This is a genomic window from Lysobacter sp. Soil_C_59 (genome assembly GCF_057656415.1).
Genome location: NZ_JBDGKK010000009.1, coordinates 21,502 through 37,613 on the forward strand (window position 1 = coordinate 21,502; position 16,112 = coordinate 37,613).

13 protein-coding genes are annotated in these 16,112 nt (G+C 66.8%); 7 read left to right on the plus strand and 6 right to left on the minus strand.

The genetic code is table 11. The features are described from left to right. Positions 1–89: 89 nt before the first annotated feature. The 7 genes from AC3A3Q_RS15390 to AC3A3Q_RS15420 all read left to right on the plus strand — a co-directional run bounded on the left by AC3A3Q_RS15390 (position 90) and on the right by AC3A3Q_RS15420 (position 8,464). The gene (locus AC3A3Q_RS15390) at positions 90–596 is read left to right on the plus strand and encodes a peptidylprolyl isomerase (protein WP_487587053.1); all 507 of its coding nucleotides are present in this window, start codon (positions 90–92) and stop codon (positions 594–596) included. 191 nt (positions 597–787) lie between these two features. After that, the gene (locus tag AC3A3Q_RS15395; protein WP_487587054.1) at positions 788–1,993 is read left to right on the plus strand and encodes an aminotransferase class I/II-fold pyridoxal phosphate-dependent enzyme; all 1,206 of its coding nucleotides are present in this window, start codon (positions 788–790) and stop codon (positions 1,991–1,993) included. A 57-nt stretch (positions 1,994–2,050) separates the two neighbouring features. Beyond that, positions 2,051–3,037, plus strand: coding sequence for a malate dehydrogenase (locus AC3A3Q_RS15400; protein ID WP_487587055.1), 987 nt, complete (start codon positions 2,051–2,053; stop codon positions 3,035–3,037). Positions 3,038–3,372: 335 nt separating this feature from the next. Continuing rightward, positions 3,373–5,271 (plus strand): propionate--CoA ligase, encoded by a 1,899-nt coding sequence (prpE, locus tag AC3A3Q_RS15405; protein WP_487587056.1) that lies wholly within the window; start codon positions 3,373–3,375, stop codon positions 5,269–5,271. A 153-nt stretch (positions 5,272–5,424) separates the two neighbouring features. Continuing rightward, positions 5,425–6,309, plus strand: a complete 885-nt coding sequence (gene prpB, locus AC3A3Q_RS15410; RefSeq protein WP_487587057.1) for a methylisocitrate lyase — start codon at positions 5,425–5,427, stop codon at positions 6,307–6,309. Positions 6,310–6,583: 274 nt separating this feature from the next. Further along, complete coding sequence (prpC, locus tag AC3A3Q_RS15415; protein WP_487587058.1) at positions 6,584–7,735, plus strand: bifunctional 2-methylcitrate synthase/citrate synthase; 1,152 nt, start codon at positions 6,584–6,586, stop codon at positions 7,733–7,735. A 192-nt stretch (positions 7,736–7,927) separates the two neighbouring features. Then, positions 7,928–8,464, plus strand: a complete 537-nt coding sequence (locus AC3A3Q_RS15420; RefSeq protein ID WP_487587059.1) for a hypothetical protein — start codon at positions 7,928–7,930, stop codon at positions 8,462–8,464. 60 nt (positions 8,465–8,524) lie between these two features. Here AC3A3Q_RS15420 and AC3A3Q_RS15425 read toward each other — a convergent pair whose 3' ends face one another. The 6 genes from AC3A3Q_RS15425 to AC3A3Q_RS15450 all read right to left on the minus strand — a co-directional run bounded on the left by AC3A3Q_RS15425 (position 8,525) and on the right by AC3A3Q_RS15450 (position 16,111). Next, positions 8,525–9,136, minus strand: a complete 612-nt coding sequence (locus tag AC3A3Q_RS15425; RefSeq protein WP_487587060.1) for a glutathione S-transferase family protein — start codon at positions 9,134–9,136, stop codon at positions 8,525–8,527. A 122-nt stretch (positions 9,137–9,258) separates the two neighbouring features. Further along, complete coding sequence (locus AC3A3Q_RS15430) at positions 9,259–9,717, minus strand: cell wall hydrolase (protein WP_158733560.1); 459 nt, start codon at positions 9,715–9,717, stop codon at positions 9,259–9,261. A gap of 337 nt (positions 9,718–10,054) precedes the next feature. Beyond that, the gene (locus AC3A3Q_RS15435; RefSeq protein WP_487587061.1) at positions 10,055–12,130 is read right to left on the minus strand and encodes an oxidoreductase; all 2,076 of its coding nucleotides are present in this window, start codon (positions 12,128–12,130) and stop codon (positions 10,055–10,057) included. Positions 12,131–12,727: 597 nt separating this feature from the next. After that, positions 12,728–13,747 carry a zinc-binding alcohol dehydrogenase family protein gene (locus AC3A3Q_RS15440; RefSeq protein ID WP_487587062.1) on the minus strand — a complete coding sequence of 340 codons (1,020 nt, stop codon included), beginning with the start codon at positions 13,745–13,747 and terminating at the stop codon, positions 12,728–12,730. A gap of 17 nt (positions 13,748–13,764) precedes the next feature. Next, positions 13,765–14,790, minus strand: a complete 1,026-nt coding sequence (locus tag AC3A3Q_RS15445; RefSeq protein ID WP_487587063.1) for an aldo/keto reductase — start codon at positions 14,788–14,790, stop codon at positions 13,765–13,767. Positions 14,791–14,806: 16 nt separating this feature from the next. Next, complete coding sequence (locus AC3A3Q_RS15450) at positions 14,807–16,111, minus strand: SGNH/GDSL hydrolase family protein (RefSeq protein ID WP_487587064.1); 1,305 nt, start codon at positions 16,109–16,111, stop codon at positions 14,807–14,809. Position 16,112: the final 1 nt, after the last annotated feature.

The window sequence follows — 16,112 nt, forward strand, 5'->3', positions numbered from 1 at the left end:
CTGAACGGCAAGTCTGAACGCTTTTTGCGCCTTTCCCCCGCTTTTGCCCCACTTGCACCCAACTGCCCCACGTCCCAGGAGACGGATTCATGAGCCTGATCGCCACCTTCGACACCGACCGCGGTCCGATCCGCATCGAACTCGCCGCCGACAAGGCGCCGCTGACGGTCGCCAACTTCGTCAACCTGGCCCAGCGCGGCTTCTATGACGGCCTGAACTTCCACCGCGTCATCAACGATTTCATGGTCCAAGGCGGCTGCCCGCTGGGCACCGGCACCGGTGGCCCCGGCTACCGCTTCGAGGACGAGGCCCGCAATGGCCTGAGCCACGAGCGCGGCGTGCTGTCAATGGCCAATGCCGGCCCGGGCACCAACGGCAGCCAGTTCTTCATCACCCACGTCCCGTGCCCGTGGCTGGACGGCAAGCACACCGTCTTCGGCAAGGTCCTGGAAGGCCAGCAGATCGTCGACAGCGTCAAGCAGGGCGACACGATCAAGTCGGTCAAGATCGAGGGCGACACCGCCGCGGTGCTGGCCGCCAAGGCTGACCGCGTCGCCGAGTGGAACAAGACGCTGGACCAGAACGCCCGCCCGTAAGGCGGCGCCAGCCGGTCACGCACAGGCGCCCGCTCCGGCCTTGCCGGGGCGGGCGTCTGCGTTTCAGGGATGCATTCGACCCGCCCGCGCAACGAGCCGCCACGAACCTCCGTGCTAACATTTGCGGGCTCTGGCGGCGGTTGGACATGTCGCCCGCAGCGACCCCACATCGACTCCCAGAGGTTCCCGCGATGCCCCAGCTTGCCCGGCGCATCGGTCGCGCCAAGCCCAGCGCGATCATGCAGGTTGCCGAGAAGGCCAAGCGGCTCAAAGCCGAAGGCCGCGACATCATCAGTTTCTCGATTGGTGTTCCCAACTTCCTCCCCGGCGACCATGTCTATGCCGCGGCGCGTGATGCGCTGAGCAAGGACAGCGGCCAGTACGGCAGCAATCGCGGTGCCGACGCGATGCTCGATGCCTTCATCGAGCACATGGCGAAGATCGGACTGACCGGCTACGGCCGCGTCAACATCGCCACCGGCATCGGCGCCAAGCACGTCATCTACAACCTCGCCGAAGCGCTGCTCGACGAAGGCGACACGATCGTCTTCCCGACGCCGTACTGGACGAGCTACCTCGACATCGCGGACATCGTCAACGCGAAGATCGACCTGCTGCCGTGCCCGGCCTCGCAGGACTACAAGCTCACCCCGGCGCAGCTCGACGTCGCGCTGGCGAAGAAGCCCAAGGTGTTCCTGTTCAACAATCCCTCGAACCCGACCGGCATGGTCTATTCGAAGGAAGAGATCGACGCGCTGGCCGACGTCGTCGCCAAGTACCCGGACACCTGGGTCATCACCGACGACATCTACAACCGCATGGTGTTCGACGGCCTGGGCTACCACAACTTCGTGCACGCCCGTCCGGAGCTGCGCGAGCGCGTGATCTTCATCGACTCGCTGTCCAAGACCTACGGCATGCCGGGTTGGCGCGTGGGTTTCATGGCCGGCCCCGAAGCGATCGCGCAGGCGATCGTGACGATGAACTCCAACCACATCACCAACATCCCGGAGATCGTCAGCGCCGCTGCGGTCGCCGCGCTGTCGGGTCCGCAGGACGTGCCGACGGCCAAGTGCGCAGAGTTCCAGGCCAAGCGCGACCAGGTGATGGCGGTGATGGATTCGATCCCGGGCGTGATCTGCCCGCGTCCGCAGGGCGCGTTCTACGTGTTCCCGGACATCAGCGTCGCCTTCGGCAAGATCCACGGCCCGACCGGCACGAAGATCGGCAACGACGTCGACTTCTGCAATGCGCTGCTGGAAGCCAAGGGCGTGGCCTGCGTGCCGGGTTCGGCGTTCGGCGAGCCGCGCGCGCTACGCATCAGCTACACCTGTCCGACGCCGCAGCTCGCTCCGGGCCTGCAGCGTTTCCAGGAATTCTTTGCAGAGCTTTCCTAAATTTCGTGATCCATCGCGGGGCGCCTGTCGCCCCGCTTTTCATTTCAGGAGTTACCCATGAAGACCCCCGTCCGCGTTGCCGTTACCGGTGCTGCCGGCCAGATCGGCTACTCGCTGCTGTTCCGCATCGCTTCCGGCGAAATGCTCGGCAAAGACCAGCCCGTCATCCTGCAGATGCTCGAGCTGCCGATGGAGAAGGCCCAGGCCGCGCTCAAGGGCGTGATGATGGAGCTGGAAGACTGCGCGTTCCCGCTGCTGGCCGGCATGGTTGGCACGGATGACGCCGAGGTCGCGTTCAAGGACGCCGACATCGCCCTGCTGGTCGGCGCGCGTCCGCGCGGCCCGGGCATGGAGCGCAAGGACCTGCTGCTGGAGAACGCCAAGATCTTCACCGCCCAGGGCGCCGCGCTGAACAAGGTCGCTTCGCGCAACGTCAAGGTGCTGGTGGTCGGCAATCCGGCCAACACCAACGCCTACATCGCCATGAAGTCGGCGCCGGACCTGCCGGCGAAGAACTTCACCGCGATGCTGCGCCTGGACCACAACCGTGCGCTGTCGCAGCTGGCCTCCAAGGCCGGCGTGGCCGTGGCCGACATCGAGAAGCTGGTCGTGTGGGGCAACCACAGCCCGACCATGTACCCGGACTACCGCTTCGCCACGATCAACGGTGCCTCGCTGAAGGACAAGATCAACGACGCCGACTGGAACGCCAATACGTTCATCCCGCAGGTCGCCAAGCGCGGCGCGGCGATCATCGAGGCGCGCGGTCTGTCGTCGGCCGCTTCGGCTGCCAACGCCGCCATCGACCACATCCGTGACTGGGTGCTGGGCAGCAACGGCAAGTGGGTGACGATGGGCGTTCCGTCGGACGGCAGCTACGGCATTCCCGAAGGCGTGCTGTACGGCGTGCCGGTGACCACGGCCAATGGCGAGTACACGCGCGTCGAGGGTCTGCCGGTCGACGAGTTCAGCCGCGCGGCGATGGACAAGACGCTGGCCGAGCTGGAAGAAGAGCGTGCCGGCGTGGCCCATCTGCTGGGTTGATTGACTGCTGCCGGCTTCGTGCCGGCTGCGCTGAAGAGGCGGCCTTCGGGCCGCCTTTTTTTGTGGCTCCGCCATCCCGCCCTGTCACCGTCATCCCGGCGCACGCCGGGACCCAGGCCGACACACCTTCCGCCCCGTCACCGTGATCCCTGCGGACAACGCTCCGGCGATTGGTTGCACGGTCTTCGGTAAGGGGAGCAACGACGCTGGGTTCCCGCCTTCGCGGGAATGACGGGTTGGAGGAATGATGGGTCGGGGGAATTTCGACCAAGGTCGTAACGCTTCCTTCCGCCGCTGGGACTAGCCTCAACGCATGGGTCGTTGAGGGTGCCGCGATGGGTTACGAAGAGTTCTACCGCCGCTCGATTGAGCAGCCCGAGGTGTTCTGGGCGGAGCAGGCGAGGGCGATCCATTGGCACAAGCCGCCGCGGCAGATCCTCGATTATTCCAACCCTCCGTTTCGCAAATGGTTCGCGGGCGGCGAAACCAACCTCTGCTACAACGCGGTCGATCGCCATCTGGATGAGCGCGGCGATCAGCTGGCGCTCGTGGCGATTTCGTCGGAGACCAACGTCACCCGCGAGATCAGTTACCGCGAACTGCACGCCGAGGTGAACACCTTCGCCGCAGTGTTGAAGTCGCTCGGTGTCGGGCGCGGCGATCGCGTCGTGATCTACATGCCGAACATGGCCGAGGCGGTGTTCGCGATGCTGGCCTGTGCGCGCATCGGTGCGGTGCACTCGGTCGTCTTCGGTGGCTTCGCCGCGCACAATCTGGCGCTGCGCATCGACGATGCGAAACCGAAGTTGCTCATCTGCGCCGATGCCGGCATGCGTGGCGGCAAGGTCATTGCCTACAAGCCGCTGGTCGATGCCGCTTGCGCGGAGGCCGCGTCACCGCCGCCGCATGTACTGGTCGTCAGCCGCGGGCTCGATCCTGCACTCAACATCGTCGAAGGTCGCGATGTCGATTACGCAACGCTGCGCGCGAAGCATGAAGGTGCGCAGGTCGAGGTCGAGTGGCTGGAGTCGAACGAGCCCAGCTACCTGCTCTACACCTCCGGCACCACCGGCAAGCCCAAGGGCGTGCAGCGCGACGTGGGTGGCTATGCGGTGGCGATGGCGCTGTCGATGTGGTCGATCTACGACGTGCGCGCCGGGCAGGTGATCTTCTCCACGTCCGATGTCGGTTGGGCAGTCGGGCATTCGTACAACGTCTATGGCCCGCTCATCGCCGGTGCGACATCGGTGCTGTACGAAGGGCTGCCGACGAATCCGGATCCAGGCATCTGGTGGCGCATCTGCGAGCAGTACGGGGTGCGCACGATGTTCTCATCGCCCACCGGCATCCGCGTGCTGAAGAAACAGGATCCGTCGTGGCTGACGAAGCACGACCTGTCGAAGCTCCACTGGTTGTTCCTTGCCGGTGAACCGCTGGACGAGCCGACCGCGCACTGGATCACCGACGGCATCGGCAAGACCATCATCGACAACTATTGGCAGACTGAAACCGGTTGGCCGGTGCTGTCGCTGATGCCTGGCCTGGACATGAAACCGGTGAAGTTCGGCTCGCCCGGGCTGCCGACGCCGGGCTACAAGTTGCGCGTGATCGACGACAGCACAGGCGAGGACGTCGCGCCGGGGCAGAAGGGCGTGCTGGTGATCGAACCGCCGCTGCCTCCGGGGTGCCTGACCACGGTGTGGAACGACGATGCGCGTTTCCTGTCGAGCTACTTCAGTCACTTCAAGCAACTGGTGTACAGCTCGCTCGACTGGGCGATCCGCGACGAAGATGGCTATACCTTCATCCTCGGTCGCACCGACGATGTCATCAACGTCGCCGGGCACCGTCTGGGCACGCGCGAGATCGAGGAGTCGTGTTCGACCCATCCCAGCGTCGCCGAGGCGGCGGTGATCGGCGTGCATGACGAGCTCAAGGGGCAGGTGCCGGTGGTGTTCGCGACGTTGAAGCAGGCGCTCGGCGGCGAATCGGCGGCGGAGGCGGCGGCGAGCATGCAGCAGCGGGTGGTCGAGCAGCTGGGCGGGGTGGCCCGTCCGGCACGGGTGTATGTCGTCAACGCCTTGCCCAAGACGCGATCGGGCAAGTTGCTGCGGCGCTCGCTGCAGGCGTTGGCCGAGCACCGCGACCCGGGCGACCTGTCGACGTTGGATGATCCGGGGGCGCTGGAAGAGGTGCGGCGGGCGCTGGAGCGGGGGGCCGATTCTGGCAGTTGACCCGGGGAGTTGAGTTCTCAAATCGCGACATCCTGGCGAAGGCGGGGAAAAGCCACGTCACTGGGTTCCCGCCTTCGCGGGAATGACGAGCGCAGGCAAACCCGACGCCGCCGCCCGAGGTGGCCTAAAATGCCCCTTCAACCAGGAGATGACATGACTTCGCAAGCCTCCGCCGGTGCCCGTTTCCGCGCCGCCGTTTCTGAAGAATCCCCGCTGCAGGTGATGGGTGCCATCACTGCCTACGCCGGCCTGATGGCCAAGCGCGTGGGCTACAAGGCCCTGTACCTGTCCGGTGGCGGCGTCGCCGCCAATTCGCTTGGTGTGCCGGACCTGGGCATCAGCACGATGGAAGACGTGCTCACCGACGCACGCCGCATTGTCGACGCCACGCAGATGCCGTTGCTGGTCGACATCGACACCGGCTGGGGCGGTGCCTTCAACATCGGCCGCTCCATCAAGTCCTTCATCAACGTCGGCGTCGCCGCCGTGCACATGGAAGACCAGGTCGGCCAGAAGCGTTGCGGCCACCGCCCGGGCAAGGAAGTGGTGCCGACCTCGGAAATGGTCGATCGCGTCAAGTCGGCCGTCGATGCGCGCACCGACAGCAGCTTCGTGATCATGGCCCGCACCGATGCGGCCGCGGTCGAGGGCATCGATTCGGCGATCGAGCGCGCCTGCGCGTACGTAGAGGCCGGCGCCGACATGATCTTCCCCGAGGCGATGAACACGCTCGAGGATTACCGCCGCTTCAAGGCCGCGGTGAAGGTGCCGATCCTGGCCAACCTGACCGAGTTCGGTTCCACGCCGTTCTTCACCACCGACGAGCTGCGCGAGGCCGGTGTCGACATCGCCCTGTACTGCTGCGGCGCCTACCGCGCCATGAACAAGGCGGCGTTGAACTTCTACGAGACGGTACGCCGCGAAGGCACGCAGAAGAGCCTCGTGCCGACGTTGCAGACGCGCGCGGAGCTCTACGACTACCTGGGCTACCACGCGTACGAAGAGAAGCTCGACGCGCTGTTCGCGCGCGAGAAGTAAGCAAAGGATGGAAGTGGTCGGCCGACGGAGCGTACAGGGCCTCGACGTTGAGTCCCCCTGTCCCTATCTCCGCCGGCGCGTCCGTCCGCCATGCGACCGCGACGGGCGCGATACTGGCCCGCCACGGTCGCGTGCGACCTGCCCGTCGCAACTTGGCTTTACCCCCTGCTATTAGCAGCACCTGCAGCTAACCGCGTTATCCCTGAGAACGACGGCCCCTGGCGGGACCGGACAAAAAATCCACCGCCAACGTGGCCGAATGAGGAGACAAGCAATGAGTGACTCGGCACAGATCCTGCCCAAGGCCAAGAAATCCGTCGCCCTGAGCGGCACCGCCGCGGGCAATACCGCCCTGTGCACCGTCGGCCGCAGCGGCAACGACCTGCATTACCGCGGCTACGACATCCACGACCTGGCGACCAAGTCGACGTTCGAGGAAGTCGCGCACCTGCTCGTGCACGGCGCCCTGCCGACAGTGTCGCAGCTCAAGGCCTACAAGGCCAAGCTCAAGCGCCTGCGCGGATTGCCGGCGATCGTCTCCGAGGCGCTGGAGCTGGTGCCGGCCAACGCACATCCGATGGACGTGCTGCGCACCGGTTGCTCGGTGCTGGGCACCGTGCTTCCCGAGCGCGAAGGCCATCCGGCTGCCGAGGCGCGCGACATCGCCGACAAGCTGATCGCCAGCTTCGGTTCGATGCTGATCTACTGGTGGCACTTCACCCGCAACGGTCGCCGCATCGACGTGGAGACCGACGACGACAGCGTCGCCGCGCACTTCCTGCACCTGCTGCACGGCGAGCCGCCGAGCGAGCTGCATGCCGACTCGCTCGACAAGTCGCTGATCCTCTACGCCGAGCATGAGTTCAACGCATCGACGTTCACCGCGCGCGTGATCGCCGGCACCGGTTCGGACCTGCATTCGTGCCTCACCGGCGCGATCGGTGCGTTGCGCGGTCCCAAGCACGGCGGCGCCAACGAAGTGGCGATGGACATCATCAGCCGCTACGGCAGCGCCGACGAGGCCGAGGCCGATATCCGCGCACGCATGGAGCGCAAGGAGATCGTCATCGGCTTCGGCCATCCTGTGTACACCATCGGCGATCCGCGCAATCCGATCATCAAGGAAATCTCGCGCAAGCTGTGTGCCGAGGGCGGCAACCAGATGCTGTTCGACGTGTCCGAGCGCATCGAGAACCTGATGATGGACACCAAGAAGATGTTCCCGAACCTCGACTGGTACAGCGCATCGGCCTATCACATGATGGGAATCCCGACGCCGATGTTCACGCCACTGTTCGTGGTTGCTCGCACCACCGGCTGGAGCGCGCACGTGATCGAACAGCGCGAGGACGGCAAGATCATCCGTCCTAGCGCGAACTACGTCGGCCCGGAAGATCGCGAGTACGTGGCGATCGACAAGCGCTGAGTCACGTGCAAGACCCTCCCCCTTCGCGGGGGAGGGACAGGCCGCACCGCGGCCAGGGAGAGGGGCAGGGCAGCGAACAGCCTGCCCCGACCCCCGCCTTTCGTCTGATACCCCCTTTCAGGCCATCCTCCGGCGCGCCGCCCATGGCATAGTCGGCCACGCCTTTCGTGGCCGATGGTTTTAGGGGAAGCCATGCGCGATGACGAAGTGCCGAACAAGACCGATGCCGGGCGCGATGAGATCCTGCAGCGCACGCGCAAACTGCCAAACGTATTGCGTTCGATCCTGTTGCTGGTTGATGGCCAGCGCAGCGCCGGGCAACTGCGTGACGTGATCGCAGGTCTGCGTGGGCCGCCCGATGGGCTCGAGCAACTGCGCGCATTGGGGCTGGTCGACGTGCCGCAGACCATGGCAGCCGTTGCAGCTGCGTCGATTCCCGGGCGGGTGACGGGACAGTTCTTCACTGCCGCTGTAACGACAGCCATGGGGCCCGGACCGACGGCCGGCAGCGGTGGCGGTTACGCCCCGCTGTACACGCAGATGTCTGAGACCGTGCGCGAGCACTTGGGCCTGCGCGGCTATTTCCTGCAGCTCAAGATCGAGCGCTGCACCGATGTGGACGAGTTGCTGGCGCTGTTGCCGGACCTGAGCACGGCCCTGGCCAAAACCCACAGCGTAGGGTTCGCCGGTGAGATGGAGCGGCGCCTGCGTTCGCTGGCGACTGCCTAGGCGTCGCGCTTGGAACAGCGAAGGACCTGCCTTGGAAGCAGGTCCTCCGTGGCGTAGGGCTCAGGCCAGCCCTTCGTCCTTCAGCGCCTTCTGCACGCCGGGGTCGGCGTCCATGCGCTGCCGGAAGGCCGCCAGGTTGGCCAGGCCGCCCAGGTCGATTCCCAGACCATCGGCCCAACGCATCGTGATGTAGAGGTAGGGGTCGGCGAAGCTGCGGAAGCCGGCCAGCCACTGCTTGCCGGCCAGCTGCTTGTCGGCGGCCTCGAACAGGCTGCGCACGCGCTTGCGCGCGGTGGCCCTGACGGCGTCGTACTGGGCTTCGTCTTCGATGAAGGCCGCCGGGCCGAACAGCGGCTTGAACGCCGGGTGCAGGTCGGAGTTGACGAAGGCCAGCCAGCGGGCGGCTTCGCCGCGCTGGCGCGCGCTGCCGTCGCCGGCGAGACCGGCCTCGGGATAGCTGTCGGCGATGTAACCCATGATCGCGGCGTTCTGGGTCAACACGAAGTCGCCATCGACGACGGCCGGCACGGCGCCGGTCGGATTGATGGCCAGGTAGGCGGGCGCCTTCATCGAGTCCTTGTCCAGGATCTCGTACTCGAACGGCTGGCCGGTCCACTCCAGGGCGATGTGGTCGGCGGTCGAACAGGCACCGGGCTTGGTGTAGAGCTTCATGGCGAACTCCGCGGGGGCGATGGGCAATTACCCACTATCGCCGACTCGTCCCGCGTGCTCAACGCCACGGCTGCAACAGTCCGTGAGCGGCTTCAGGCGAAGCCGCTTGCATCATTGCCGCCTCAGGTGCGGCGCGGCTTCAACGACTGCACCTTGTAGAAGGTGTGGTCGCCAATGGTGGCCACCTGGTAGGCGGTGCGCCAGCTCGGGCTGGCGATCGCGTGGGCGGCGAAGTGGCTGGCACCGGGCACGATCTCCTTGCGCTGGCCGGGCGGGAGGGCCCAGTTGCGCTCGGCATCGAGAGCGACGGTGACGGCCTCGCCCCACGCCTCGGTGTTGGTCAGGCGCGTGCCTGGGGCCACCAGGGTCGGCGCGAACTGCTTGCGGGCGGTGACCACGTCACAGACCGTGTTGCCCCACAGGCCGCTGTCACGGCGGCGCAGGGCCACTTCAGCCACCGCCTTCTGGCCGCGCACGGACTGGTCGCGGGCTTCCAGGTAGACGGTGGTGCTCAGGCACAGCGAATCGGCGGTTTGTGGCGGAAGCACAGAGGCCAGCCACAGGATCCAAGCCAGTTTCATCTAATCGGACTCCTTGCTCCGTTGCGCCGTTCCGCATCGCGGTCGCCGTCCCTGATGGGAAACACGGCAACTGCGGCGCGAACCGGCATGGCGTACTGGGGAGGGCAGCGGGCTCTGCGGCACGCTTTTGCCCCTTCACCTAAACCGCGCAAAGGCGCGGGCGGTGTGGGTCGCCACCAAGGGGGTGGCTGAAAAGTTGGCGCAAGGTAGCGGCGGAAGTATAAATGCCAGCTGAATGGCTAATTCGTAACCATCGGATTGTCTTGGGTTTTTTATCTGAACAGGCAGCTGAAAGCCCCGTCCCGTGGGGCTCTCAGCGTCCGGGAGCGGGCGCGTGTCACAGCGTCGCGGCGAGCCGCGAGGCCTGCGCGATGGCGCGTTTTGCGTCGAGTTCGGCGGCCACATCGGCCCCTCCGATCACATGAGTCGCCTTGCCGGTACCCCCCAATTGACTCTCCAGCGGCTTGAACGGCTCCTGACCCGCGCAGATCACCACGTGGTCGACCGGCAGGGTCTGGTCGCTGCCGTCGACCCGGATGTGCAGGCCTTCGTCGTCGACCCCGAGGTACTCCACGCCGCCCAGCATCCGGACCTTCTTGGCCTTGAGCGTGGCCCGGTGGATCCAGCCGGTGGTCTTGCCCAGGCGGGCACCCGGGCGACCCGGGCTGCGCTGCAGCAGCCAGACCTCGCGGGCGGGCGCCTCCGGTTGCGCCGGGGCCAGGCCGCCACGGGTGTCGCCGCCGTAGCCGAGGTCCACGCCCCATTCGGCGCGCCACTGGGCTGCGTCGACAGCGTCGGGGTCGGTCGGGCCGGGGTGATGCACGAGGAACTCGGCGACGTCGAAGCCGATGCCGCCGGCGCCGATCAGGGCGACCTTGCGTCCCGGCACGACCCGACCCGTGAGGACGTCCAGGTAGCTGACCACCTTGGGATGGTCAGCGCCGGCAAACTCGACTTCGCGCGGACGGATGCCGGTGGCCAGCACGACGTCGTCGAAGCCGGCGAGTGCGTCTGCGTCGGCGCGGGTGTGCAGGCGCAGTTCGACACCGGTCTGCTCGATGCGGCGAGCGAAGTAGCGCAGGGTTTCGTGGAACTCTTCCTTGCCCGGGATGCGCTTGGCCAGGTTGAACTGGCCGCCGATCTCACTGCCTGCTTCGAACAGGGTGACGCGATGGCCGCGCTCGGCGGCGATCGTCGCGCAGGCCATGCCCGCCGGTCCGGCGCCGACCACGGCAATGCGACGTGGCGACGTGGTCGGCGTGTAGTTGAGTTCGGTCTCGGCGCAGGCGCGGGGATTGACCAGGCAGCTGGCGGTCTTGTTTTCGAACACGTGGTCCAGGCACGCCTGGTTGCACGCGATGCAGGTGTTGATGTCGTCGGCGCGCTGCTCGCGCGCCTTGTTGACCCACTGCGGATCGGCCAGCAGCGGCCGCGCCATCGACACCATGTCGGCGTCGCCGCTGGCGAGCACGCGCTCGGCGACCTGCGGCATGTTGATGCGGTTGGTGGTGATCAGCGGCAGCGACACATGCGGCTTCAGTCGACCGGTGATGCCGGTGAAAGCTGCGCGCGGCACCGACGTGGCGATCGTGGGAATGCGCGCTTCGTGCCAGCCGATGCCGGTGTTGATCAACGTCGCGCCGGCGGCTTCCACGGCTTTCGCCTGCTGCACCACTTCATCCCACGCCAGGCCTTCGTCGACCAGGTCGAGCATCGACAGGCGATAGACGATGATGAAATCCGGTCCGCAGGCCTCGCGGATGCGGCGGACGATCTCGACGGCGAAGCGCATGCGCTTGCTGGCGTCGCCGCCCCAGGCGTCGTTGCGTTTGTTGGTGCGCGGGGCGGTGAACTGGTTGAGCAGGTAGCCTTCCGAGCCCATCACTTCCACGCCGTCGTAGCCGCCTTCGCGGGCGAGTTGGGCGGTGCGTACGAAGGCGCGGATCTGGCGCTCGACGCCGCCGGCCGACAGGGCGCGCGGGGTGAACGGATTGATCGGGGCCTTGAGCTTGCTCGGCGCCACCTGCAGCGGGCTGTAGCCGTAGCGGCCGGCGTGCAGGATCTGCAAGCAGATGCGGCCGCCGTGGCCGTGCACGGCGCTGGTGACCTGGCGGTGGCGGCGCACTTCCCACGGCCAGCGCAGGGTGCCGCCGAAGGGTTTTAGCCAGCCGGCCAGGTTCGGCGAGAAGCCGCCGGTGACGATAAGGCCGACGCCGCCGGCGGCGCGCTCGCCGAAGTAGGCCGCCAGCTTCGGGAAGTCGGCGGCCTTGTCCTCCAGCCCGGTGTGCATCGAGCCCATCAGCACGCGGTTGCGCAGGGTGCAGAAGCCCAGGTCGAGTGGCTCGAACAGGCGTGGGTAGAGCGGGTGCGGGGTGGCGGTGTTTTCGAAGCTCAGGGGGCTGGCGGCCGTCATGGCGAATACGCTGGCGTACGGAAGCCGGCACCATGCCGGGAAAGCGGGCTGGCGGCAAGCTTCCTTGCGCCGGTTGGTGGCCGGCTTGCTTCTGCGGAGCGGCGCCGTCCGCCGGGCCGGGGATTGCTCCGCCCCTCCAGACGCCATCCTGGCTTTAGTCGGGGCGCGGGACATCCATGTCCCGCTGCTCCGCAATCCCCGACCCGGCGGACGACGCTTCGGCAATTCATTTCACGGTCTTCGGCGGCCCCTCTCCCCAACCCCTCTCCCACAAGGGGAGAGGGGCTAAGGGCGCGAGTGGTTTTGGAACTACCACTCCCTTTCGCGGGCGTCCGGGACCGAGCTCACCGAGCAGACGTGCGAATGAGCGAGGGCACGGACCCCGTCCAGGGCCGGCACAGCCCGAGTCCGACCCGCGCAGACGCATCACGCAGGCACTGCGCTCTCGCCAACAGCCCAAGTCAATAAAACAGTAGAAGCTTCCGGAAGGAGGGGGTGGGGTGTATTTCGCGAACAATAAACGGAGCGAAGCGGAGGTTCGCGGAATACACCCCACCTCCTCCACCCACTAACCGCGCACGACGCACGACGTGGGCATCACCAGCCCGACAGCACCAGCTTCCCGATCGTCGCACCCGATTCCAGGCGCCGGTGCGCCTCGCGCAGGTTGGTCGCGTTGATCGGGCTGAGCGCATCGTGCTGCGTGCCGCGCAGTTCGCCACCGTCGATAAGCGCTGCGACCCGGTCGAGGATGTGGCCCTGCTCGTCCATGTCGGCGGTGCGGAAGCGCGTGCGGGCGAACATCATTTCCCAGTGGATGCCGATGCTCTTGGCCTTGTACGGGTCGCCGATGCGCAGCGGTTCGGATGGCTCGACGATCAGGCCGACGTGTCCGAGCGGGGCGAGCAGTTCGCCCAGCACCTCCCAATAGCGGGAGGTGTCGGCGAGGTTGAGCGCCGCGTCGATCGTGGGGAAGCCCAGCGCGGCCAGTTGCGGCGGGAACGGTTGGCGATGGTCGATGACGTGGTGCGCACCCATCGCCTTGCACCATTCGATGGTTTCACTGCGCGATGCCGTTGCAATCACGGTGAAGCCGGCGCGGCGGGCGAGCTGGATGGCGATCGATCCGACGCCGCCGGCGCCGGCGATGACCAGCAGCGATTTGCGGCTGCCGCCGCTTTCGCTGTCGAACGGCATGCGCTGGAACAGCAACTCCCATGCAGTCAGCGCGGTCAGCGGCAGCGCTGCCGCCTGCGCGGCATCGAGCGACTTCGGTGCGTGGCCGACCACGCGCTCGTCGACCAGTTGCAACTGCGCGTTGCTGCCGGCGCGGGTGATGTCGCCGGCGTAGTAGACGCGATCGCCGGGACGGAAGCGGCTGACATTTTCTCCGATGGCTTCGACCACGCCGGCGGCGTCGTAGCCCAGGATCTTGGGTTGCGCTTCCACTTGCGGCTTGGGCGAGCGCACCTTGGTGTCGACCGGGTTCACCGAGACGGCTTCGACGCGCACGAGCAGGTCGTGGCCGGTCGGCGCGGCCGGATCGGGAAGGTCTACGTCGACGAGCGATTGCGGGTCGTCGATGGGGAGGTAACGGGTGAGGGCGATGGCTTTCATGGGCTCTGTGCTGTTGTTCAAACCGGCGACGGATTGCGCTCGGCGAAACCGGCCTGGTGCCAGTACGGATACACCGCGGTCGATGCGCTGGCTTCGTCGAGCGATGCGACCTGCTCGGGCGTCAGGCTCCAGCCGACCGCGCCGAGGTTCTGCCGCAGTTGCTCCTCGGTGCGCGCGCCGATCACCACGGTCGATACCGTCGGACGTTGCAGCAGCCAGTTCAACGCGATCTGTGGGACGGTCTTGCCGGTCTCCGTGGCTATCGCGTCGAGCGCGTCGACGACGCGGTACAGGCGCTCCTCGTCGACCGGCGGGCCGTAGTCGGCGGTGGCCGACAGGCGCGTCACTTCCGGTCGCGGCTGGCCGCGGCGGATCTTGCCGGTGAGGCGGCCCCAGCCGAGCGGGCTCCACACCACCGCACCGACGCCCTGGTCGATACCGAGCGGCATCAGCTCCCATTCGTAGTCGCGACCGATCAGTGAGTAGTACGTCTGGTTGGCGACATAGCGCGACCAGCCGTGGCGCTCGGACATCGCCAGCGACTTCATCAGGTGCCAGCCGGAGAAATTGGATACACCGAGGTAGCGGATCTTGCCGGCGCGGACCATGTCGTCGAGCGTCGACAGCGTTTCCTCGATCGGCGTGCGCGCGTCGAAGCCGTGCAGCTGGAACAGGTCGATGTAGTCGGTGCCCAGGCGCTTGAGCGCGGCGTCGACGGTGTTGATCAGGTGGAACCGCGACGAGCCGACGTTGTTGGGGCCGTCGTCGAAGCGGAACGTGGCCTTGGTCGAGATCAGCACCTTGTCGCGGCGGTTCTTGATCGCGGCGCCAAGGATGCTTTCGGCCAGGCCACCGGAGTAGACGTCGGCGCTGTCGAACATGTTGAGGCCGGCGTCGAGGCAGATGTCGACCAGGCGCGTGGCCTCGGCGATGTCGGTATTGCCCCACGAGCCGAACAGTTCACCCTTGCCGCCGAAGGTGCCGGTGCCGAAGCTCAGCGCGGGGACGCGAAAGCCGGATTTGCCGAGAAAGCGGTAGTCCATCGTTGCGATTCCTGAGTCAGTGTTCGTGGGGAACAAATGCCGGTGAGGTAGTGGCCACTGCCGGTTCGTCGCCGAGCAGGGCGCGCAGGTCGATCGAGTCGGCCATCGCCTGGTAACCGGCATCGCCGGGATGGAGATGGTCGCCCGAGTCATAGGCGGGCAGGAAACGTGCCGGATGCGACGGGTCGCAGGTGACCGCGTCGAAATCCAGCACCGCATCGAACTCGCCGCTGTCGCGGATCCAGGTGTTGACGGCCTGGCGCACGCGTTCCTTGTCGGCGCCGTAGTAGCCGCGCATGGGAGTGTCCTGCAGGGCACCTTCAAACGGCGTCAGGGTCGCACCAATGATGCGCACGCCGCGTGCATGCGCGCGGGCGATCAGTTGGCGGTAGCCGCCGATCAGGTCTTCGGCGCGGGCGGCCGGATCGGTCGGCGCGAACGCGGTGCCGTTCCAGGCGATGTCGTTGATGCCGATGAAGACCACGGCTGCCGCCACGCCCGGTTGCGCCAGCACGTCGCGGTCGAAACGCGCCAGCGCGTTGCTGCCCATCTTGTCCTGCAGCAGGCGCGCACCGGAGATGCCGGCGTTGAGTACGGCGACGTCCTGGCCGGCCAGGCGACGGGCGAGGAAGTCGGGCCAGCGGCGGTTGTGGTCCACCGTCGACATGTTGCCGTCGGTGATCGAGTCGCCCAGTGCGACCACGCTGCGCGTCGCCGCGGGCGCCTGCACCTGTATGGCCGACAGGAACACGCGCGTGCTCAGCGTGCTCTCGGCCTTGAGCGCGGTCGCAGAGGTCTGGTCGCCGGCGCCGACGTGGGTGGTCTGGCGCGCATCCCAGTGGAACGTCGCCGGTGGCGTCGGCTCGGGCAGGTACAGGCTCACCGAGACGTCAGCCAGTGCGGGCACGTCCAGTTCGACCGGATCGCTGAGCATCGGCGCGCCAGGCGGAATGACCACCGACGACTTGCCGCCGAACGTCAGTGCGCGATCGCTCGCCGCGACGATGCGACCATCGCCCTGGCTGCGTGCGATGCGCGCTGCGCCAATCCGCAACGGTCTGCTGCCGTACTCATTCGAAAGCAGCACGCGCACGCGCGGTCCTCCGATACTCACGCGCGCATCCTGCCGCACCGTCTGGTTCCACAGGTGATACGGAACATTGGTGGGCAGCACGAAATCGCCAGCCCACAGCGGCTGTGGGCTCGCGGTCCAGGTGGTGGTCCACTGCGTTGGCTCTTCGCCCGCGCGTGTCGGCAGCGGTGTGGCGGTGCCCGCGAGCAGCAGCGCGGCGAGCAGGGCGGGGGAGGCGATGTGGTTCATG